The sequence below is a fragment of the Dyella psychrodurans genome (genome assembly GCF_003363265.1).
Taxonomy (GTDB): Bacteria; Pseudomonadota; Gammaproteobacteria; order Xanthomonadales; family Rhodanobacteraceae; genus Dyella_B; species Dyella_B psychrodurans.
In genome coordinates this window covers 928,981-950,065 of the sequence record NZ_QRBF01000001.1, presented here as the reverse complement: position 1 = coordinate 950,065, position 21,085 = coordinate 928,981, and the positions used below count along the sequence as shown (strand labels likewise).

19 protein-coding genes are annotated in these 21,085 nt (G+C 61.9%); 12 read left to right on the top strand and 7 right to left on the bottom strand.

What is annotated here, in order from left to right:
• The first annotated feature begins 110 nt into the window (after positions 1–110).
• The 10 genes from infB to gyrA all read left to right on the top strand — a co-directional run bounded on the left by infB (position 111) and on the right by gyrA (position 13,439).
• Complete coding sequence (gene infB / locus DWU99_RS04445) at positions 111–2,915, top strand: translation initiation factor IF-2 (protein WP_115476763.1); 2,805 nt, start codon at positions 111–113, stop codon at positions 2,913–2,915.
• A 57-nt stretch (positions 2,916–2,972) separates the two neighbouring features.
• Positions 2,973–3,347: a 30S ribosome-binding factor RbfA gene (gene rbfA / locus DWU99_RS04440; protein ID WP_115476762.1), complete on the top strand. Its 375-nt coding sequence runs from the start codon at positions 2,973–2,975 to the stop codon at positions 3,345–3,347.
• Between the two features lie 27 nt (positions 3,348–3,374).
• Positions 3,375–4,316, top strand: coding sequence for a tRNA pseudouridine(55) synthase TruB (truB, locus tag DWU99_RS04435; protein WP_115476761.1), 942 nt, complete (start codon positions 3,375–3,377; stop codon positions 4,314–4,316).
• A gap of 157 nt (positions 4,317–4,473) precedes the next feature.
• Positions 4,474–4,743: a 30S ribosomal protein S15 gene (gene rpsO / locus DWU99_RS04430; RefSeq protein ID WP_115476760.1), complete on the top strand. Its 270-nt coding sequence runs from the start codon at positions 4,474–4,476 to the stop codon at positions 4,741–4,743.
• A 20-nt stretch (positions 4,744–4,763) separates the two neighbouring features.
• The gene (pnp, locus tag DWU99_RS04425; protein ID WP_115476759.1) at positions 4,764–6,869 is read left to right on the top strand and encodes a polyribonucleotide nucleotidyltransferase; all 2,106 of its coding nucleotides are present in this window, start codon (positions 4,764–4,766) and stop codon (positions 6,867–6,869) included.
• A 109-nt stretch (positions 6,870–6,978) separates the two neighbouring features.
• The gene (locus DWU99_RS04420) at positions 6,979–8,034 is read left to right on the top strand and encodes a poly(R)-hydroxyalkanoic acid synthase subunit PhaE (protein WP_158543232.1); all 1,056 of its coding nucleotides are present in this window, start codon (positions 6,979–6,981) and stop codon (positions 8,032–8,034) included.
• 9 nt (positions 8,035–8,043) lie between these two features.
• Complete coding sequence (locus DWU99_RS04415; RefSeq protein ID WP_115476757.1) at positions 8,044–9,111, top strand: class III poly(R)-hydroxyalkanoic acid synthase subunit PhaC; 1,068 nt, start codon at positions 8,044–8,046, stop codon at positions 9,109–9,111.
• 150 nt (positions 9,112–9,261) lie between these two features.
• The gene (mtnA, locus tag DWU99_RS04410; RefSeq protein WP_115476756.1) at positions 9,262–10,287 is read left to right on the top strand and encodes an S-methyl-5-thioribose-1-phosphate isomerase; all 1,026 of its coding nucleotides are present in this window, start codon (positions 9,262–9,264) and stop codon (positions 10,285–10,287) included.
• The gene (locus tag DWU99_RS04405) at positions 10,284–10,694 is read left to right on the top strand and encodes a GtrA family protein (protein WP_115476755.1); all 411 of its coding nucleotides are present in this window, start codon (positions 10,284–10,286) and stop codon (positions 10,692–10,694) included. Before mtnA ends, DWU99_RS04405 begins: the two co-directional genes overlap by 4 nt.
• Before the next feature lie 138 nt (positions 10,695–10,832).
• On the top strand, positions 10,833–13,439 hold the full coding sequence (gene gyrA, locus DWU99_RS04400) for a DNA gyrase subunit A (RefSeq protein WP_115476754.1): 2,607 nt from the start codon (positions 10,833–10,835) through the stop codon (positions 13,437–13,439).
• Between the two features lie 99 nt (positions 13,440–13,538).
• Here gyrA and DWU99_RS04395 read toward each other — a convergent pair whose 3' ends face one another.
• Both DWU99_RS04395 and DWU99_RS04390 read right to left on the bottom strand, forming a co-directional pair.
• On the bottom strand, positions 13,539–13,820 hold the full coding sequence (locus DWU99_RS04395; RefSeq protein WP_115476753.1) for a hypothetical protein: 282 nt from the start codon (positions 13,818–13,820) through the stop codon (positions 13,539–13,541).
• Between the two features lie 112 nt (positions 13,821–13,932).
• Positions 13,933–14,421 (bottom strand): peroxiredoxin, encoded by a 489-nt coding sequence (locus tag DWU99_RS04390; protein ID WP_115476752.1) that lies wholly within the window; start codon positions 14,419–14,421, stop codon positions 13,933–13,935.
• 138 nt (positions 14,422–14,559) lie between these two features.
• Between DWU99_RS04390 and DWU99_RS04385 the strand changes: the two genes are divergently transcribed.
• Both DWU99_RS04385 and DWU99_RS04380 read left to right on the top strand, forming a co-directional pair.
• Complete coding sequence (locus DWU99_RS04385; protein WP_115476751.1) at positions 14,560–15,006, top strand: Hsp20/alpha crystallin family protein; 447 nt, start codon at positions 14,560–14,562, stop codon at positions 15,004–15,006.
• A 95-nt stretch (positions 15,007–15,101) separates the two neighbouring features.
• On the top strand, positions 15,102–16,007 hold the full coding sequence (locus DWU99_RS04380; RefSeq protein WP_115476750.1) for a DnaJ C-terminal domain-containing protein: 906 nt from the start codon (positions 15,102–15,104) through the stop codon (positions 16,005–16,007).
• Positions 16,008–16,089: 82 nt separating this feature from the next.
• Here DWU99_RS04380 and pilH read toward each other — a convergent pair whose 3' ends face one another.
• The 5 genes from pilH to odhB form a co-directional block, all read right to left on the bottom strand.
• Positions 16,090–16,455: a twitching motility response regulator PilH gene (gene pilH / locus DWU99_RS04375; protein ID WP_115476749.1), complete on the bottom strand. Its 366-nt coding sequence runs from the start codon at positions 16,453–16,455 to the stop codon at positions 16,090–16,092.
• A 72-nt stretch (positions 16,456–16,527) separates the two neighbouring features.
• Positions 16,528–17,532, bottom strand: a complete 1,005-nt coding sequence (locus DWU99_RS04370; RefSeq protein ID WP_115476748.1) for a YhdH/YhfP family quinone oxidoreductase — start codon at positions 17,530–17,532, stop codon at positions 16,528–16,530.
• A 35-nt stretch (positions 17,533–17,567) separates the two neighbouring features.
• The gene (locus DWU99_RS04365) at positions 17,568–18,164 is read right to left on the bottom strand and encodes an LOG family protein (protein ID WP_115476747.1); all 597 of its coding nucleotides are present in this window, start codon (positions 18,162–18,164) and stop codon (positions 17,568–17,570) included.
• A 152-nt stretch (positions 18,165–18,316) separates the two neighbouring features.
• On the bottom strand, positions 18,317–19,741 hold the full coding sequence (lpdA, locus tag DWU99_RS04360) for a dihydrolipoyl dehydrogenase (protein WP_115476746.1): 1,425 nt from the start codon (positions 19,739–19,741) through the stop codon (positions 18,317–18,319).
• A 126-nt stretch (positions 19,742–19,867) separates the two neighbouring features.
• The gene (gene odhB, locus DWU99_RS04355; protein WP_115476745.1) at positions 19,868–21,070 is read right to left on the bottom strand and encodes a 2-oxoglutarate dehydrogenase complex dihydrolipoyllysine-residue succinyltransferase; all 1,203 of its coding nucleotides are present in this window, start codon (positions 21,068–21,070) and stop codon (positions 19,868–19,870) included.
• Positions 21,071–21,085: the final 15 nt, after the last annotated feature.

The following is a 21,085-nucleotide window of genomic DNA, read 5'->3' as shown; positions in this document are numbered from 1 at the left end:
CCCTGGATGGGCGCGCCGGGAGACTGAAACGTCTCCACCAAGGACGGAGGTGGCCGTGCAAAGAGGTTTTGTACGGACGATAAGCGCGGGAACGGCGGAGAAAGAACACGATGTCGGACGTCACGATTAAACAACTCGCCCAGGTTCTGGGTATGCCCGTCGACAGGCTGCTCACGCAGCTTGGCGAAGCGGGTATGAAATTCTCCGATCCGGAGCAAGTCATCAGCAGCACCGAGAAGGTGAAGCTGCTGGGTTTCCTGCGTCGCACGCACGGCAAAGCCGATGTCGCGCCGGAGGCCGATGACTCCTCGCCCAGGCAGATCACGCTCAAGCGCCGAAAGATCAGCGAACTGAAAGTCGCCACGCCGGGCGGCCGCGGCGCGCCGAGCAGCGCCAAGACGGTGAACGTGGAAGTGCGCGCCAAGCGCACCTACGTCAAGCGCAGCGTGATCGCCGAGGAAGCGAGCGCCGAGCCGGAGCGCGAAGATGCGCTGCGCAAGTTGCATGAATCGCAGCAGCTGCGTGAGCATGAGGAAAGCGAGCGCATCGACGCCGAGCGTCGGCGCCAGGATGAAGCGCGCCTGCATGCCGAAGAGGAAGCGCGTCGCGCGGCCGAAGCCGAACGTGCGCATCAGGAAGCGCAGGCAGCCGCCGAAGCCGCTGCCAGGGCCAAGGCCGAGGCGGAACAGAGGGCTGCGCAGCCGGCGCCCGAGAGTGTCAGCGCGCCCGAGGCCGAAACAGTAGAACCCGAAGAGCGCACCGAGCAGGAAGCGGCTTCGGTGAAGCGTATCGACCAGCATTCGCTGGGCATGATTCTCCCGCGCATCCACGAGCCGCGTAAGCGTGAGAAGAAGCCGGTCGCTGCGCCTGCACCTGCTCCCGCGCCAGCAGCGGCAGCGGCAGCCACTCCTGCGCCGACCAGTGGCGGCGGTGCCGCCCGTGGCGGCAAAGTCCACCACAACGTACGCGATCGGGATGACGTGCCAGGAGGCAAGCGCTTTGCCGCAGGCGAGCTGCATCTTTCCGAAGCCGATCGCGCCCGCCGTTCCAACAAGCGAGGAAAGGGTGGCAGGGCTGCAGTACGCGAAGCTCCGCGCGGCGGTGCTCCGGCAGCTGCCGGCACGCACGGTTTCTCGCGTCCGACCGCGCCGGTTGTGCGCGAAGTGGTCGTGGGCGATGCGAACGTCGTGGCCGAGCTCGCGCAGAAAATGGCGGTCAAAGGTTCCGAGGTGGTCAAGGCGCTCTTCAAGATGGGCGTCATGGCGACCATCAACCAGACCATCGATCACGACACCGCCGTGCTCGTGGTCGAGGAGCTGGGTCACACGGTCGTCGAAGCCAGCGATCAAGGCGCGGAAGCCGCGCTTGCCGCGCATACGCAGAATGCCGAGCTGGAAGGCGAGCGCTCCACGCGTCCGCCGGTGGTCACCATCATGGGCCACGTCGACCACGGCAAGACCTCGCTGCTCGATTACATTCGCCGCACGAAGGTCGCGTCGGGCGAAGCGGGCGGCATTACGCAGCATATCGGTGCGTATCACGTGGACACGCCGAAGGGCGTGATCACATTCCTCGATACCCCGGGCCACGCCGCGTTCACGTCGATGCGTGCACGCGGTGCGCAGTCCACGGATATCGTGGTGCTGGTCGTCGCAGCGGATGACGGCGTGATGCCCCAGACGCAGGAAGCCGTGCAGCACGCTCGCGCTGCCAAGGTTCCGCTGATCGTCGCGATCAACAAGATGGATAAGTCCGACGCCAATCCGGACCACGTCAAGCAAGGCCTCGGCAACCTGGAAGTGATTCCGGAAGAGTGGGGTGGCGACACACCGTTCGTGCCGGTGTCGGCCAAGACCGGCCTGGGCATCGACGACCTGCTCGACGCGATCCTGGTGCAGGCCGAAGTGATGGAACTCACCGCCGTGAAAGACGGTGCTGCGTCGGGTGTGGTCATCGAGTCCGCGCTCGATCGCGGCCGCGGTCCGGTCGCTACCGTGCTGGTGCAGCAGGGTACGCTCAAGCGCGGCGATTTCGTGGTGTGCGGTATTGAATACGGCCGCATGCGCGCGTTGATCGATGAAACCGGCAAGACCGTGCAGGAAGCCGGTCCGTCGATTCCCGTGCAAGTGCTCGGTCTTTCCGGCGTGCCGGAAGCCGGCGATGATTTCGTTGTTGTCGCCGATGAGCGCCTGGCGCGTGAAGTGGCGGCGGAGCGTCAGCAGAAGCGCCGCGACTCGCGCATGGTCAGCAAGGCCAATCGTCTTGAAGACATCATGGCGCAGATGGGTCAGGCGTCCGAACAGCAGACGCTCAACATCCTCGTCAAGGCCGACGTGCAGGGCTCGGTGCAGGCGTTGCGCGAATCGCTGAGCCAGATCGGCAACGAGAACGTGAAGGTGAACGTGATCGCGGCCGGCGTCGGCGGCATCACCGAATCCGACGCGACGCTCGCCGCCGCATCGAAGGCGTTGATCATCGGCTTCAACGTGCGTGCCGACGCTTCCGCGCGCAAGGTCATCGACACCGCCGGTCTGGACGTCCGCTACTTCTCGATCATCTATGACGTGATCGACCAGGTGAAGCAGGCCGCCTCGGGTCTCCTGGGGGTGGAAGTGCGCGAAGAAATCATCGGTATCGCTCAGGTGCGCGACGTGTTCCGCAGCTCCAAGTTTGGCGCCGTCGCCGGCTGCATGGTGGTGGAAGGCACGGTCAAGCGCAGCAAGCCGATCCGCGTACTGCGCAACAACACCGTGATCTTCCAGGGCGAACTGGAATCGCTGCGCCGCTTCAAGGACCTTGTCGACGAAGTGCGCAATGGCATGGAATGCGGTATCGCCGTGAAGCAGTACAACGACGTGAAGGTGGGCGATCAGATCGAGTGCTTCGAGCGCATCGAAGTCGCCCGCACCCTGTAAGTCTTGACCGCCCTCTCCCATTAGGGAGAGGGCTTTTGACAGAGTTCCTAACGAACCATGCCTTCCCGCGACTTCAAACGCACAGACCGCGTCGGCGCCGAACTTCGCCGCGAAATCGGCACGTTGGTGCATGCCGCCGTGCGCGATCACGGCCTGCCTTCGTGCAGCGTGTCGGACGTCGAGGTCACGCGCGATCTCGACTGGGCGACGGTGTGGGTGACCGCACTGCTGCCTGAGCAGTCGAAGGAAGCCGTGAAGGCGCTGAACGAACTGGCCGGCGAATTCCGCCGCACGCTGTCGCGCCAGATGCGCCTGCGTCGTGTGCCCGAGATGCGCTTCAAGTACGACGACTCGGTCGACAAGGGCGAGCGCATCGATCATTTGCTGCGCGAGAATCCCGCCAGCAGCTCGTCCGAAGATAGCGACGACTGAGTTTCCCCAACGGTTGTACCCAACACCATGAGTCGCCGCCGCCAACGCCCCGGTGCCCGTGACCTTCACGGCATCCTGCTGCTCGACAAACCATTGGGCATGAGCTCGAACAAGGCGCTGCAGGTGGCGTTGGGCATGCTCCGTGCGGCAAAAGGCGGACACACCGGCGCGCTGGATCCGTTGGCCACCGGCCTGCTTCCGCTGTGTTTCGGCGAAGCCACCAAGATCGCGGGTACGTTGCTCGGTTCGCGCAAGGCCTACCTGGCGGAATGCCAGCTTGGCGTGACGACCACGACGGCGGATCGCGAAGGCGAGGTGCTCAGCCAACGATCCGTGCCCGAACTCGACGAGGCGATGACCGAGGCCGCGCTTGCCACACTGCGCGGACGCATTGTTCAGGTTCCTCCCGTGTACTCGGCGCTCAAGCAGGACGGCGAACCGCTTTATCTCCGGGCCAGGCGTGGTGAAGACGTCCAGGTACCACCCCGCGAGGTGGAGGTTTATCGGCTGGAGCTCATCGCCCGCACCGCGGATACGCTGACCCTCGAAGTGGAGTGCGGATCGGGAACCTATATCCGCAGCCTTGCCGTCGACCTTGGCGAGCGCCTGGGCTGTGGCGCGCACCTGACCGCCTTGCGGCGCCTGTGGGTCGAACCCTTCCGGGAGCCGGCCATGGTGACGCTGGATCAGCTCCGGGACGCGGCGGAGCAGGGGGATGAGGTGCTCGATCGGCTTGTCTTGCCCATGGCGGCGGGGTTGGCGGACCTCCCTGCGCTGCATCTGGACCCGGATGCCAGCCAGGCCGTCTCACAGGGGCGCCAGATCGATTGGCCTGGCCAGGCCCTGCGGGAGCGCACCGCCGCGTTCGCCAGCGATGGGCGGCTGCTGGCGCTCGTCGACTGCGATGAGCTGGGGCGCGTACGCATTCTGCGCGGCTTCAATTTGCCTGTACCGCCCGGGAAGGCTTAACACTTCCGGATTATGGTCTTGTTGCAACGCGGTCAGGCTCGGTACAATAACCCACTTGACTCAGTAGCTTTCATTCAATCTGTCGGAGCTTGCGCAACCTCATCACCCGGTGACGTTGCGCAAGTTCCGCACCCGTTTTTATTAGGAAGAGATACACATGTCCCTTACTGCAGAACAGTCCGGCAAGATCATTGCTGACTTCGGCCACGCGCCGAACGACACCGGTTCGACCGAAGTGCAGGTTGCCCTGCTGTCGGCCCGCATCGATCACCTTACCGATCATTTCAAGGCTCATAAGCAGGATCATCACTCCCGCCGCGGTCTGCTCAAGCTGGTCAACCAGCGCAAGCGTCTGCTCGGCTACCTGAAGGATCGCGATCTGGGCCGATATCAGAGCCTGATTGAGCGCCTCGGCTTGCGTCGTTGATCGGACCGAGGACAAACCCAGTGGCGAAAGTAACCAAGTCATTCCAGTACGGTAATCACGAAGTCACACTGGAGACGGGCGAAATCGCCCGCCAGGCTTCGGGTGCTGTCATGGTCAGCATGGGCGGCACCGTGGTGCTGGTCACCGTGGTGGCGGCAGCCAAGGCGAAAGAAGGCCAGGACTTCTTCCCGCTCACCGTCGATTACGTCGAGAAGTTCTACTCCGCTGGTCGTATCCCGGGCGGCTTCTTCAAGCGCGAAGGCCGTCCGACCGAGAAGGAAACGCTCACCTCGCGCCTGATCGACCGTCCGGTTCGCCCGCTCTTCCCGGAAGAGTTCAAGAACGAAGTGCAGGTCATCGCGCAGGTCGTTTCGCTGAACCCGGAAATCGACGGCGACATCGCATCCATGATCGGCGCCTCCGCCGCCCTGACGCTGGCCGGTATCCCGTTCAAGGGCCCGATCGGCGCCGCGCGCGTGGGTTATGCCAACGGCCAGTACCTGCTGAACCCGACCGCCACCGAGCTCAAGACCTCGGATCTGGACCTGGTCGTCGCGGGTACCTCCAACGCCGTACTGATGGTGGAGTCGGAAGCCAAGCTGCTCAGCGAAGAAGTGATGCTGGGCGCCGTGGTGTTCGGCCACAAGCAGATGCAGACCGTGATCAACGCGATCAACGACTTCGTCGCCCAGGCCGGCCGCAAGTCCTTCACGTGGGCGCCGCCGGTTCGCAACGATGCGCTGTTCAACGACATCGGCAGCATTCTCGGCGACCGTCTGGAAAAGGCTTTCGCGATCCGCGACAAGCTGGAGCGCCGCGACGCCATCGCAGCGCTGAAGTCCGACATCAAGACCGGCATCGCCGAAACTGCCGCTTCGCACGGCTGGAGCGACCTGGACGTCAGCAACGCTTTCGCCGAGATCGAATACCGCACCATGCGCGACGGCGTGCTGAAGACCAAGGTGCGCATCGACGGCCGCAAGCTGGACGACATCCGTCCGATCAGCGTGCGCGTGGGCGTGCTGCCCCGTACCCACGGCTCGGCGCTGTTCACCCGCGGCGAAACCCAGGCGCTGGTCGTGGCCACGCTGGGCACCGCGCGCGATGCGCAGATCATCGATGCGCCGGAAGGCGAGTCGAAGGATCCGTTCCTGTTCCACTACAACTTCCCGCCGTTCTCGGTCGGTGAAGCCGGTCGTTTCGGTGCACCGAAGCGCCGCGAAATCGGTCATGGCCGTCTCGCCAAGCGCGGTGTGCAGGCCGTGAAGCCGACGATGGAAGAGTTCCCGTACGTGCTGCGCGTGGTGTCGGAAATCACCGAGTCGAACGGTTCGTCCTCGATGGCCTCGGTGTGCGGTTCCTCGCTCGCCATGATGGACGCCGGCGTGCCGCTCAAGGCGCCGGTGGCCGGTATCGCCATGGGCCTGGTGAAGGAAGGCAACGACTTCGTCGTGCTCTCCGACATCCTGGGCGACGAAGATCACCTCGGCGACATGGACTTCAAGGTGGCCGGTAGCGCCGATGGCGTGTCCGCGCTGCAGATGGACATCAAGATCGAAGGCATCACCGAAGAAATCATGAAGTTGGCGCTGGAGCAGGCCAAGCGTGGTCGTCTGCACATCCTGGGCGAAATGGCCAAGGTGATCAGCACGCCGCGTTCGGAAATGAGCGAGTACGCACCGCGCCTGCTCACCATCAAGATCCATCCGGACAAGATCCGCGAAGTCATCGGCAAGGGCGGCGCCACCATCCGCTCCATCACCGAAGAAACCGGTACCACCATCGACATCACCGACGATGGCACCGTCGTGATCGCCTCAGTCAACCGCGAAGCGGCGAACGCCGCCAAGGCACGCATCGAGCAGATCGTTTCCGACGTCGAGCCGGGCCGCATCTACGAAGGCAAGGTTGCCAAGCTGATGGACTTCGGTGCTTTCGTCACGATCCTGCCGGGCAAGGACGGTCTCGTCCACGTCTCGCAGATCTCCAACGAGCGCGTCGAGAAGGTGTCCGACAAGCTCAAGGAAGGCGACATCGTGAAGGTCAAAGTGCTCGAAGTGGACAAGCAGGGCCGTATCCGCCTGTCCATGAAGGCTGTCACCGAGGACGAAGGCGCCAGCGCCTGAGCTTTTCCGACAAGCTGATCATCAAGAACGCCCGGCTCCCGTAGCCGGGCGTTCTCATTTTCGCAAGCTTGTATTTGGTACGATGGCGTTTCAGTTCGAGGATGCAGGCATGCCCGACCAGGCCAATGAATTTCTGAAGGACTACCAGGCGTTCGCACAGCAATCCTGGGATGCTTGGATGCGATATCTCCAGCAACAACCCGGTGCTTCCGTTCCCTTCGGCTTCAGTCCCCCACCGACGCCTCCCGCCAATGACTTTCTGACGCGCAGCCTCGCCAACCTTCAGGCCTACGGCAGCTGGCTCCAGCAGGCCGCCGGCGCCGGGGCGACGGGCCAGTTCGGCAACTGGCAGCAGCCTGCGGCCATGCAACCGTTCCTGGCGGCATTCAATCAGCCTTTCGCGCAGACGGTGGCGGGCCTCGACAGCGCTTCCGCGTTTGGCCTGGACCATCAATGGCAGTCCTGGCTGCAGGCGATGCAACGCAGCGGCATGGGTGGCATGAGTGGTAGTGGTATGGGTGGCATGTCCATGCCCAGCGCGATGGCTGCGTTTGGCATCACGCGCGAAGTGCAGCTGGATCAGCAGGCCATGGCTGCGGCCATGAACGAATACGCGCAGATCAACGCGCGCTATCAAACGTTGCTGCAGCAGGTGAATGCGCAGGGCATCGAGCGCATGCAGGAACTGCTCAAGGAGCATAGCGAACCCGGCAAGCAGATCGAATCGCTCAAGGGTTTGTATGACATGTGGGTCGACGCGATGGAAGACGCCTATTCGAAAATGGCGCTTTCCGGAGAGTACCGCGAAGTTTTCGGAGCTTTGGTCAATGCGCAAATGCAGGTGCGCAAACTGCAGCAACAGCAGACCGAGCAGATGTGTCGTGAACTAGGCATTCCGACGCGCAGCGAACTCGATAGCCTGGGCAAGCGCGTGCAGCAACTGCGGCGCGACATGCAGGTGCGGCACCAGGAAAGCCCGCGAGCGGACGCGTCGGAAGTGGACGTTCTGCGCGCGGAAATCGCAACGCTCAAGCGCGAGCTGGCGGCCAGCAAATCGACGAAGACCGCGGCGGTCAGGCCGATCAAATCCGGCGACAACGACAAGCATTCGACGGCCACGCCACGCGCGAAAGCAGCGGGCTCCGCCTCGGCCAAGCGCAAGTAAGGATCGGCCATGCAGACGCCTTTGCACATCGACCCCCAGCAAGCTTTCAACGAAGTCGCCGCCTTCCAGCGGAAACTCGCAGCCGGCATGCAGCATCTGCGCGGTCTGGGCGAGCAGGAATACGCCAATACGCCACGCGAAGCCGTTTATCGCGAGGACAAGCTCACGGTGTGGCACATGAAGGGCAACACCCAGCCCACCGCGAAAGTACCGACGCTCATCGTCTACGCGCTTGTCAACACGGTGTGGATGACCGATCTGCAGGATGACCGCTCGCTCGTGCGCAACCTGCTGGCGCAAGGCGAAGATGTTTACCTGATCGATTGGGGTTATCCCGACGGCGCAGATCGCTGGTTGACGCTCGACGATTATCTCAACGGCTATCTCGACCGTTGCGTCGACGCATTGCGCAAGCGCCATGGGATTGATGCCATCAACGTGTTGGGCATTTGCCAGGGCGGTACGTTTTCGCTGTGCTACACCGCGATGCATCCGGAGAAGGTGAAGAACCTGGTCACCATGGTGACACCCGTGGATTTCCAGACACCCGACAACATGCTTTCGCAATGGGTGCAAAGCATGGACGTCGATCTGTTCGTCGACACGTTGGGCAATGTTCCGGCGGAATTGATGAACTGGGTGTACTTGATGCTCAAGCCATTGCGGCTCAATCAGCAGAAGTATGTGGGATTGGTCGATATTCTCGACAATCCGGCAGAGCTCAAGAACTTCCTTCGCATGGAGCGCTGGATCTTCGATTCGCCGGATCAGGCGGGCGAGGCATTCCGACAGTTCATCAAGGATTTCTACCAGCAGAACAAGCTGATCAAGGGCGATCTGCAGATCGGCAATCAGCCCGTTGACTTGGGCATGATCGGTCAGCCGGTGCTGAACATTTACGCGGTCCAGGACCATCTGGTGCCGCCTGACGCGTCCCGCTCGCTGAAGAGCCACCTTGGCACGGACGATTACACCGAGCTGGCATTCAAGGGCGGGCACATCGGCATCTATGTCTCGGGACGTGCGCAACGCGAGGTGGCTCCGGCCATCCACCAATGGCTGAGAGAGCGGAGCTGAAAGATATCGCGCGGGTTGAAACGATCAAGGCGCGGCTCGTTTTTCCACTTCGCCTGGATGACGATATTTTTTCAGGTAGCCGGTAGTCCGGATTCCCGGCGCTCATGTTTTTTTCTCGCCCCAAGTGGCACGGCCCTCTAAACTAGCCGGATGACCTCTACAAATATCCCCCAGATCCACGACACCATCCGCGCCGTGCAATGGCACGGCGACCGTCTCCGTCTGCTCGATCAGCGGCTTTTGCCGGCCGAAGAGAAGTGGATCGATTGCCGCGACTCGGAATCCGTCTACCACGCGATCAAGGATCTTGCGGTGCGCGGTGCCCCCGCTATCGGCATCGCGGCGGCGTGGGGTGTGGTATTGGCGGCGCTACGTGGAGAGCCGCTGGAGCAAGCGCTTGCACATCTTCGTTCCGCAAGGCCTACGGCGGTGAACCTTATGTGGGCGCTCGACCGCATGAAGGCGCGCATCGCGGCCGGCGCGGACACGCAGGCTCTTGAGCGCGAGGCGAAAGCGATACAAGACGAGGATCTGGCCGCAAACCGGCACATGGGCGAACTGGGCGCCGCGTTGATCGCACCGGGTTCCAGTGTCATGACCCACTGCAATACCGGGTCACTGGCAACGTCCGGCTTCGGCACGGCCCTCGGTGTGATTCGCGCAGGCGTGTCAGCGGGGCGCATCCAGCAGGTCTATGCCGGGGAAACCCGTCCCTGGCAGCAGGGCGCCCGACTCACCATGTGGGAGCTGGTCCGCGACGGTATCCCGGCGAAACTGATTGCCGATTCCGCCGCGTCGCATCTGATGAAATCCGGCGAAGTGAAGTGGGTGATCGTCGGTGCCGACCGTATTGCGGCCAACGGCGATACGGCGAACAAGATCGGTACGTACCAGCTTGCGATTGCAGCGCGCCATCACGGCGTGAAGTTCATGGTGGTTGCGCCGTCGTCGACGGTCGATATGGCCACGGCTTCCGGAGACGATATCGAGATCGAGCTGCGCGATTCGGCCGAGCTTCTGAGCGTGGCTGGACGTCGCACGGTGGTGGAAGGTGCGCAAGCCTGGAATCCGGTGTTCGACGTCACGCCTGCATCGCTGATCGATGCCATCGTGACGGAGCGTGGTGTGATCGAACAGCCGACGGTTGAAGGCATGCGAGCCGTTTTCACCGCATGAGATTGCGCCACGAGGTCATGCTGTTTGCGGTCGGCGGAGGAATCGGCTTTGTCGTCGATGCAGGCATCGTGCAGATGCTCGTCAGTTTTGCGCACGTCAATCCGTACATTGGCCGGATCATTTCCTTTTTGGCAGCCGCCACGGCGACATGGTGGTGGAATCGTAGCCACACCTTCGCGGCGCGCCATAGCGGGCGTTCCCTATTGGGCGAATGGCTGCACTGGATGGCCCTCATGGGGGGCGGGGCAGCCGTCAATTACGGTGCTTTCGTGGCCTGCCTGCTGGCATTTCCGAGCTGGCATAAATGGCCTGTTCTGGCCGTGGCGGTGGGCTCGGCAATTGCCGCCGGAGTCAATTTCATCAGTGCCCGGACACTGCTTTTTAAGCGCGCCAAAACACGCTCGTAACTCATTGATTGAAAAGGCTTAAATAAGCGCTTTCCAAGTCTTTTTGTGTTACACTTTTACATCACCGCCTGACCCTCGCGGACACGCTTTTTGTGCGCCTGTCCAAGGGTTGTTATTTGTCACCAGGGAAGCCTATTGATGGCAGAGCTCGCCAAAGAAGTCATCCGCGTCAATATCGAAGACGAAATGCGCCAGAGCTACCTCGATTACGCGATGAGCGTGATCGTGGGACGCGCCCTCCCGGATGTCCGCGACGGCCTGAAGCCAGTGCATCGCCGTGTGTTGTTCGCGATGAACGAGCTGGGCAACGCATGGAACAAGCCGTACAAGAAATCCGCGCGTGTCGTCGGTGACGTGATCGGTAAATACCATCCGCATGGCGACGCCTCGGTGTACGACGCCATCGTGCGCATGGCCCAGCCGTTTTCGCTGCGCTACATGTTGGTGGACGGCCAGGGTAACTTCGGTTCGGTCGACGGCGACAACGCCGCGGCGATGCGTTATACCGAAGTGCGCATGGCTCGGCTCACGCATGAGTTGCTTGCCGACATCGACAAGGAAACGGTCGACTTCGGCCCCAACTACGACGAGAGCGAACACGAGCCTCTGGTGCTGCCCACGCGCGTACCGAACCTGCTGATCAACGGTTCGGCCGGTATCGCGGTGGGCATGGCCACCAACGTGCCACCGCACAACCTGAGCGAAGTGATCTCCGCCACCATCGGCCTGATCGACAATCCGTCGCTTAGCATCGATGAGTTGATGCAGCACATTCCCGGTCCGGATTTCCCGACGGCGGGCATCATCAATGGCGCGGCGGGCATCGTCGAAGCGTATCGCACGGGACGCGGCCGTATTTTCGTGCGCGCGCGCACCGAGATCGAAACCGAATCCAATGGCCGCGAGACGATCCTCGTCCACGAGCTGCCATACCAGGTAAACAAAGCGCGCCTGATCGAAAAGATCGCCGAGCTGGTCAAAGAGAAGCGAGTCGAGGGCATCTCCGAACTGCGCGACGAGTCCGACAAGGATGGCATGCGCATCGTCATCGAGGTGCGCCGCGATGCGATGGCCGATGTGGTGCTGAACAATCTGTTCCAGCAGACGCAGCTGCAGGTAACGTTCGGCATCAACATGGTGGCGCTGGTCGATGGCCAGCCGCGCACGCTCAACATCAAGGAAATCCTCGAGGCCTTCATTCGCCATCGTCGCGAAGTGGTCACGCGGCGCACGATTTTCGAATTGCGCAAGGCACGCGCGCGTGCGCACATTTTGGAAGGCCTTACCGTCGCGCTCGCCAACATCGACGAGATGATCGAGCTGATCAAGACCTCGTCCTCGCCGCAAGAAGCGCGCGAGCGCATGCTGGCCCGCAAGTGGCAGCCCGGCATGGTGAGTGCGCTGCTCTCTGCCGCGGGTGCGGAAGCGTCGCGTCCGGAAGACATGGACCCGCGCGACGGCCTGAAGGCCGAGGGTTATCAGTTGTCCGACACGCAGGCGCAGGAAATCCTCGCCATGCGCTTGCACCGACTGACCGGTCTGGAGCAGGAAAAACTTTCCGACGAATATCGCGAGATTCTGGAGACCATCCGCGGCCTCATCCAGATCCTGGAAGATCCGGTGCGCTTGCTGGCGGTCATTCGCGACGAGCTCGAGGCCATCAAGGCCGAGTTCGGCGACGCGCGCCGCACCGAGATTCAGCACTCGCAGGAAGATCTCAACGTTCTCGACCTGATCGCGCCGGAAGACGTGGTCGTCACCTTGTCGCATGCTGGCTACGTGAAGCGCCAGCCTGCAAACACCTATCGTGCGCAGCGTCGCGGCGGCAAGGGGCGTTCGGCTTCGGCGCTGAAGGAAGAGGATTTTGTCGAGCAGCTGTGGGTAGTGAATACGCACGATACGCTGCTCACTTTCACCAGTAGCGGTCGCGTCTATTGGCTCAAGGTCTATCAGATGCCCGACGCGGGTCCGAATGCACGCGGCAAGCCGATGGTGAATCTGTTGCCGTTGGCGGAGGGTGAAAAAGTGCAGGCGGTGTTGCCGGTGCACGAATACACCGAAGACCGCTTCGTGTTCTTCGCCACCGCGCAAGGCACGGTCAAGAAGACGCCGCTCACGGAATTCGCCTATCAGCTGCAGAAGGGCAAGATCGCCATCAACCTGGATGAGGGCGATGCGCTGGTCGGCGTGATGATCACCGACGGCAACAGCGACGTATTGCTGTTCGCGTCGAACGGCAAGGTCGTTCGCTTCGACGAAAGCGAGGTACGTCCGATGGGCCGTACCGCTACCGGTGTGCGTGGCATGAAGCTCGCGGATAGTGCGGAAGTCGTGTCGCTGATCGTTGCCGCAGAGGGTGACATCCTCACCGCCACCGAACGCGGCTACGGCAAACGTACGCAGCTCGACGAGTTCCCGAAGAAGGGGCGCGGTACGCAAGGCGTGATCGGCATTCAGTGCTCAGAGCGCAATGGTGCCCTGGTTGCTGCAGCGCAGGTGACGGAAGCTCACGAGTTGATGCTGATCTCGAATCAGGGAACCCTGGTGCGTACGCGTGTTGCCGAAGTGTCACAGCTAGGCCGCAACACGCAGGGTGTCACGCTCATTCGCCTGCCGACCGAAGAATCGCTGGTCAGTGTGGTTCGCCTGGACGCCGATGAAAGCAACGGCGATGAGACAGATGCCGGCGAAGATCTGCCGCCGGAGCAGGGCGAATCGTCGGATACGCAACCGAGCGCCGAATAAGTTCGCCCGATGCATCGTGGAAGAGCCCCGGTCAACCCGGGGCTTTTTTTGTCAATGAACCCGCATCACTCAACACTCAGCACAAGCCATGTGAAGTGATTACTCGTAAGTGGCGCTCACGACGGTGGAATTTCTGCGTGCGTAGGTCGCGAAGTAATCGAGGACATCGCTGTGCAGCTTATTCATGGCTTCGCTGAGCGGATAGGTTTGAACGATCCATGTTCGCTCTTGCGATCCGGATGCGTGAAAAACCATGGGCGCCGAGGCCGGTTGATAAACCAGCCCGGTAAACTGGATGACTCCCGATGCCGTTGTGGCATGAAGGCTAGTTGCGTACACGGCCAGCACGGCAAAAGTTGTTGAAATGCGGCGGATCATCATCGCTGTTTCCCCCTCGAGCGATCCCTTTTACACATCGGATCGAAAGCCTATGGCTACTCTGTAAGAAAAACCGCCTTTGTAATGTGATGATAATCTCGTTGTTTTGTAGGCCTCAATGCTGAATTGAAGTCAGCATTGTCTCTGCGGTCGAGACGCGCAATTCACCTGGGCTTTCGACGTTGAGCAGTTTCACCACGCCATCCTCGGCGTAGAGCGCAAAGCGCCGTGATCGCATACCCAAGCCGTAGGCGCTGCCGTCCATCTCAAGTCCCAGCGCTTTGGTGAGCGAGCCATTTCCATCCGCCAGCAATTTCAAGCCAGGCGGCACATGTTGCGATACTGCCCAGGCTTTCATCACGAATGCGTCGTTCACCGCCATGCAGTAGACGTCGACACCGCGAGCTTGAAAGTCGGGAAAGTGTTTCACGTAGCCTGGCAGATGCCGTTCTGAACAGGTGGGTGTGAAAGCACCCGGTACAGCGAACATCACCACCTTGCGTTCCGCAAAAAGGCGCGTGGTTGATAGCCGTTCCACGGCCGCATTGCCGTCGACGACGGCGACCTCGATATCCGGGATGGTTTGTCCGATCTGGATGGTCATCATGTACTCGCTGAAGGTATGGCAACGCCGGGGATGCTACCGCCGGGCCTGCCGGTTTGTCGCCTTGAAACGTCGGGTTTCGGAACTATCTAGTTTCCCAAGCGGTGATCGCACCGCACCCTTATTTTGAGGTGAGCCATGACTTTGAGCCGTAATGCCTTTTGGGGCACGACCCACGCAATGCCTTCGGATATCCGCCAGGTGTTCGATCGTTTCCTTCAGCACGACGACCAGCCCAACGTGGCGACCAGCCAGTGGGCGCCGCGCGTGGATATCAAGGAAGAAGACCAGCGGTTCGTGATTTTTGTCGATGTACCCGGTGTTGATCCTGCCGCCATCGAGGTGAGCATGGAAAAAAGCATCCTCAGCATCAAGGGTGAACGCTCGGTTGAGAAGACCGAACAGAACGACCGCTTCACGCGTGTCGAGCGTGCGCACGGCAGTTTCCATCGTCGCTTTACCCTGCCCGATAGCGCAGACGCCGACAACATCGTCGCCAATGGTAAACACGGCGTGCTGGAAATCGTGATTCCGAAGAAGGCGGAAACCGCTCCGCGTCGCATCACCATCAACACCGCGCACTGATCCGCACATCGCCTGATGTTGCGCAGGCAGCCCGCCACGGACGATGATCCGTGGCGGGCTGATCGTGTTTATGAAAAGAAAGCCGGGGAGCGGCAGTGGAATTCAAAGACTATTACGACACCCTGGGCGTGAAGCCCGATGCCAGCGAGGCCGACATCAAGGCGGCCTATCGCAAGCTGGCACGCAAATTTCATCCGGACAAGAACAAGGAAGCCGGCGCCGAGGAGAAGTTCAAGGCGGTCAATGAAGCCAACGAAGTGCTGCGCGATGCCGAAAAACGCCGTGCCTACGATCAGCTACGCGCCGGCGGATACCGGTCGGGCGAGCAGTTCCGCCCGCCACCGAACTGGGGGCAAGGGCAGGGCTTCGATTTTGGCGAGGCAGGCGAGGGCGATTTCAGCGATTTCTTCGAGAGCCTGTTCGGACGCACCGGAGGCGGTGCTCATCGTCAGGGACCGCCGCGCGCACGCCGTGGCCGCGATGTGCAGGCGCACGTACAGATCGATCTGCAGACGGCGTTCGATGGCGGCCGCACGCGCTTGAACCTGGACGACGGCAGCGGCACCGAGCGTGTGCTCGAGGTGAAGATTCCGGCCGGTATCCAACCGGGCAAGGTGATTCGCCTGAGCGGTCAGGGGCAACCGGGTGTCGCCGGTGGCCCGAGTGGCGATCTTCTGCTCGAAGTGGGTATCCGAGAGGACGCACGATTCAAGCTGGATGGACGCAACGTGCTGCACGTGCTTCCGGTCAGTCCGTGGGAGGCGGCTCTGGGCGCTTCCGTGCCCGTTCCGACGCTTGCCGGTACCGTCGATCTCAGGATCCCGGCAGGCACCCAGTCGGGGCGCAAGCTGCGCCTGAAGGGGCGTGGATTTCCGGGGCACCCGCCAGGCGATCAGCTAGTGGAGGTGTCGATCAAGGTGCCGGCCGTGGAGAGCGAGTCGCAGCGGCAAGCCTACGAAGCCTTGCGGGTCCAGTTTCCGCATTACGATCCGAGGCATTGAGCGTTGAATACGCGTTACCTGTGAAACCGGAAACGCAAAACGGCGCCGCAAGGCGCCGTTTCTGCGTTATGCCATCCGGAACTTAGACCGGCAGAAGTTCTTTCAGGGTGGCGACCAGTTCTTCTTCCTTGATCGGCTTGGTGACATAGGCCCTGGCACCCTGGCGCATGCCCCATACCTTGTCGGTTTCCTGATCCTTGGTGGTGACCAGCACGATCGGGATGTGCGCCGTGTCGGGGTTCTTGCTGATGGTGCGGGTGGCCTGGAAACCGTTGAGGTTGGGCATCACCACGTCCATCAGGATCAGATCGGGTTTTTCCTGTTTTGCAACCTCGACGCCGGCGGCGCCGTCCTCAGCAGTAAGCGTCTCATGGCCGAGCTTTTCGACGATGCGCTTGATCCCAAGAAGCTGCGACGGAGAATCGTCGACAATCAGAATACGAGCCATAAGGTGGGAGTCCCCTTAGTTGTTCCGAGATAATTCTAAAGCGGCGCCGTGGCGCTTCCAAGCTGGCGGCTGTCAAACCGTGCCGACGCGCACGATGGTACGGCCAAACGAATCGCCATCCAGCATACGCCCGAACACGTCCGGGAGTTGATCCAGCGTCACTTCCCGGGTCGCGATCCGATCGAGATGAAGCGGTTTCCAGTCGCTGGCCAGATGTTGCCACACCTGATCGCGTTGGTCGCGCGGGGTGCCGGCAGACGCGATGCCCAGCAGGCTGGCACCGCGAATGATGAAGGGCATCACCGTGCTCTCGAACGCGATGCCGCCGGCGTTGCCGCAGATGGCGACGTTGCCGTAGGGCACGGTCAGCGGCAGGAGTCCGGCGAGCATCGCGCCGCCCACGTTATCCAGTGCGCCGCCGAAGCGTGCCGAATCCATGGGCTTGCCACTGAAAGCGAGTTGGTGGCGATCGATGCATTCGACTGCGCCCAGACCGCGCAGGAAATCGAACTGGGAGGCTTTGCCGCTGATGGCATGCACGGCGTAGCCGGCGCGACTGAAGATATCGATCGCAAGCATGCCCACGCCGCCGCTGGCACCGGTAACGGCGATGGGACCCATGGCGGGAGTCTGGTGATTGTCCTGCATGCGCAGCAGCGACAGCGCGGCCGTAAAGCCGGCCGTACCCAGAATCATGCTTTCGCGCAGACTTAACCCTTTGGGCAGAGGAATCGTCCACTGCGACGACATGCGGATGTATTCGCCGTAGCCACCGTCTTGCGTTTCGGAGAGACCGCTGCCGGTGCACAGCACGTGGTCGCCTTCCTTGAAGTTCGAATCGGTGGAAGCCACCACTACGCCCGCGGCGTCGATGCCGCCGTTAAGGGGATACTTGCGCAGGATCTTGCCCTTGCCGGTGCCGGCGAGGGCATCTTTGAAATTGACCGACGAGTACGCCACCTTCACCAGCACTTCGCCATCGCTGAGAGCGGCGGAGTTCATCGTCTCGACACCGCCGCGATAACCGGTGGCGTCGTTGTGGATGCGAAAAGCTCGAAAGTCGGCAGGCGTATTCATGACGGATTTCCTTACAACGGGTGCGGAAGGGCAACTCAGGCTTCGACGCTGCTGCTGTCGATCCATTTAGTCGCATATCCAGCTTGGTGGTGTGTCATCCAGTCGAACATTTTTTCCATGCTGTCGCCGAACCATATCCAGCCGCGTTGTTCGGCGCGAACGAATCCTTCGCTCACCATGTGATCCATCATCCCGCGCAATTGCGCGTAATAGCCGCGCACATCGAGAAAAGCGCAGGGATATCGATGCAGACCCAATTGCGACCAGGTAAGCATTTCGAACATTTCATCCATGGTGCCAAAACCGCCGGGCAGGGCGACGAAAGCGTCGGACAATTCGTACATGCGCGTTTTGCGCTGATGCATCGTTTCGACCACGTGCATCTCGGTAAGGCCCGGGTGGGCAACCTCGCGTTCCACCAGTTGGCGTGGAATCACGCCGATGGCTTTGCCGCCCGCGGCGAGCACGGCGTCGGCCACCGTGCCCATCAGGCCCACTTTGCCGCCACCGTAGACAAGCGTGATACCGCGCCGGGCCATCTCCGTGCCGATATCGCGCGCCTGCGCGACGTATTCCGGATGCTTGCCCGAGCTTGAGCCGCAATAAACGCACAGAGAGGTAGGCAAGGGCATATCGGTGGACTCGACTCGGCTCGTTGTGGATGGCAGCGTGAAAGTGAGGATTTTCGTCGCAACGAGGTTGTCTTTTCGTATGCGCTGAAAATGCAACGGCCTGCCCATGTTGCCACGAGCAGGCCGTTCGTCAGGCGGGCATCGTAAGAGCCTTAGTTGCCTTTGTGGATCGCGCGCTTGTCGACCGAAAGCGCGGCTTCGTGCACGGCTTCCGACAGCGTCGGATGCGCATGGACGATGCGGGCCAGGTCTTCGGCGGAACCCTTGAACTCCATCGCCACGACGGCTTCGGCAATCAACTCCGACACACCCGGGCCGACCATGTGCACGCCAAGCAGGCGATCGGTTTCGGCATGGGCGATCACCTTCACCTGGCCGATGGCTTCGTTCATGGCCACGGCGCGGCCGATGGCGGCGAACGGGAAGGTGCCGACCTTGTACGGAACGCCCTCGTCCTTCAGCTGCTTTTCGGTCTTGCCGGCCCAGGCGATTTCCGGTTCGGTGTAGATGACCCAAGGAACCGTGTCGAGATTCACGTGACCGGCCTTGCCAGCGATCCACTCGGCCACCGCCACGCCTTCTTCGGAACCTTTGTGCGCAAGCATCGGACCGCGCACGGCATCGCCGATCGCCCACACGCCGTCGACGCCGGTGTGGTTGTGTTCGTCGACCACGATGCGGCCGCGTTCGTCGACCTTCACGCCCGTGTCGTCGGCCAGCAGTCCATCGGTGTAAGCGCGACGGCCCACGGCGACGAGCAGCTTGTCGACGGTGAGTTCGTGCTTGCCGTCCTTGTCTTCGTAGGTGAGCGCAACGGTGTTGTTCTTGATCTCGGCCTTGCTCAGCTTGGCGCCGAGCTTGATGTCCAGGCCAAGCTTGGTGAATTCCTTCAGCGCGATCTTCGCGATGTCGGCATCGGCGACGCCGAGGAAATCCGGCAGCGCTTCAAGCACGGTGACTTCCGAACCCAGGCGGCGCCACACGCTGCCCAGCTCCAGGCCGATCACGCCGGCACCGATCACGCCAAGGCGCTTCGGCACTTCGTTGATGTCGAGTGCGCCGGCGTTGTCGAGGATGTACTTGTTGTCGAATTTCGCGAACGGCAGCTCGATCGGCACGGAACCGGAAGCGAGGATCACGTTGGTCGCGCTGATCGTCTGCTTGCTGCCGTCGTTGCCGGTGATTTCGACGTTGTTGCCCTTCAGCAGCTTGCCCTTGCCGAAGAACGCGGTGACCTTGTTGGCCTTGAACAACTGGCCGATGCCGCCGGTGAACTGCTTGACGATCTTGTCCTTGCGGCCGATGAAGGTGCCCAGGTCGACCTTGGCATTCTCGACGCTGATGCCGTGCGCCGGCAGGTTGTGCGACAGGTTGTAGAACTGCTTGGACGAATCCAGCAGCGCCTTGGACGGAATGCAGCCCACGTTGAGGCAGGTGCCGCCGAGCGCCTGCTTGCCATCCTTGCCGACGAAGGCGTCCACGCAGGCGGTCTTCAGGCCAAGCTGCGCGGCGCGAATGGCGGCCACATAACCGGCAGGGCCGGCGCCGATGACGATGACGTCGAATTTTTCGCTCATGGTTCGGGGTTCCTGGGGAGCGGATCGTGCCGTATATGGCGGCGCGGAGAGGATTTCGAAAGGGGGCTTGCTCTGGCGACATGGCGAGGGCTGCGTCGAACGCGCCCTCGCCATCGATCGCCGGCATTACATGCCGAGCAACATGCGCTGCGGATTTTCCAGCTGGTTCTTGATGTCGACCAGGAACAGCACCGCATCCTTGCCGTCGATGATGCGGTGGTCGTAGGAGATCGCCAGATACATCATCGGCGCGGCGATCACCTGGCCGTTCTCGACGATCGCACGCTCCTTGATGGTGTGCATGCCGAGAATCGCGCTCTGCGGCGGGTTGACGATCGGCGTCGACAACAGCGAACCGAAGGTGCCGCCGTTGGTGATGGTGAACGTGCCGCCCTGCAGATCTTCAAGGCCGAGCTTGCCTTCGCGCGCTTTCTTCGCGTAGTTGGCGATGCCCTTTTCGATATCGGCGAAGCTCATGTTCTGCGCATCGCGCAGTACCGGCGTCACCAGGCCCTTGTCGGTGGCCACGGCGATGGAGATGTCCTGGTAGCCGTGATAGATGATGTCGTTGCCGTCGACCGAGGCGTTGACGATCGGATGGCGCTTCAACGCTTCGGCAGCGGCCTTCACGAAGAAGCTCATGAAGCCGAGCTTCACGCCGTTCGCCTTTTCGAACTGCTCGCCCAGCGTCTTGCGCATCTTGCTGACTTCGGCGAGGTTCACTTCGTTGAACGAGGTGAGCATCGCGATCGAGTTCTTCGACTGCATCAAGCGCTCGGCGATGCGGGCGCGGATGCGGGTCATCGGCACGCGTTCTTCCGGACGCGAACCCGGCGTCGGCGCCACGGCCGGCGCAGCGGCTGCGGGAGCGCCGCCCTTGCCGTAGTTGACCAGGTCTTCCTTGGTCACGCGGCCATCGCGGCCCGTGCCGGCGACCTTGGACGGATCGATGTTCTGTTCGGTGGCGACGCGCAGGCCGGCCGGGGAAAGATCCGCCGAGCCTGCAGCGGTCTTCGGTGCGGCCGGAGCCGGCGCAGCAGCCGGGGCCGGAGCGGGGGCTGCGGCGGCGGGAGCCGGAGCAGCGGCAGCGGCGCCTTCCTCGATGATCGCGATCACCTGCTGGCTGTTCACGGTGTCGCCGGCCTGGAACTTCAGTTCCTTCAGCACGCCGTCGACCGGCGACGGCACTTCCAGCACGACTTTGTCGGTTTCCAGATCGACCAGATTCTCGTCGCGCTTCACGGCATCGCCGGCTTTCTTGTGCCAGGTGGCGATGGTGGCGTCGGAAACGGACTCGGGCAGAACGGGGACTTTGACTTCAGTAGACATGGTTAATCCTTGGAC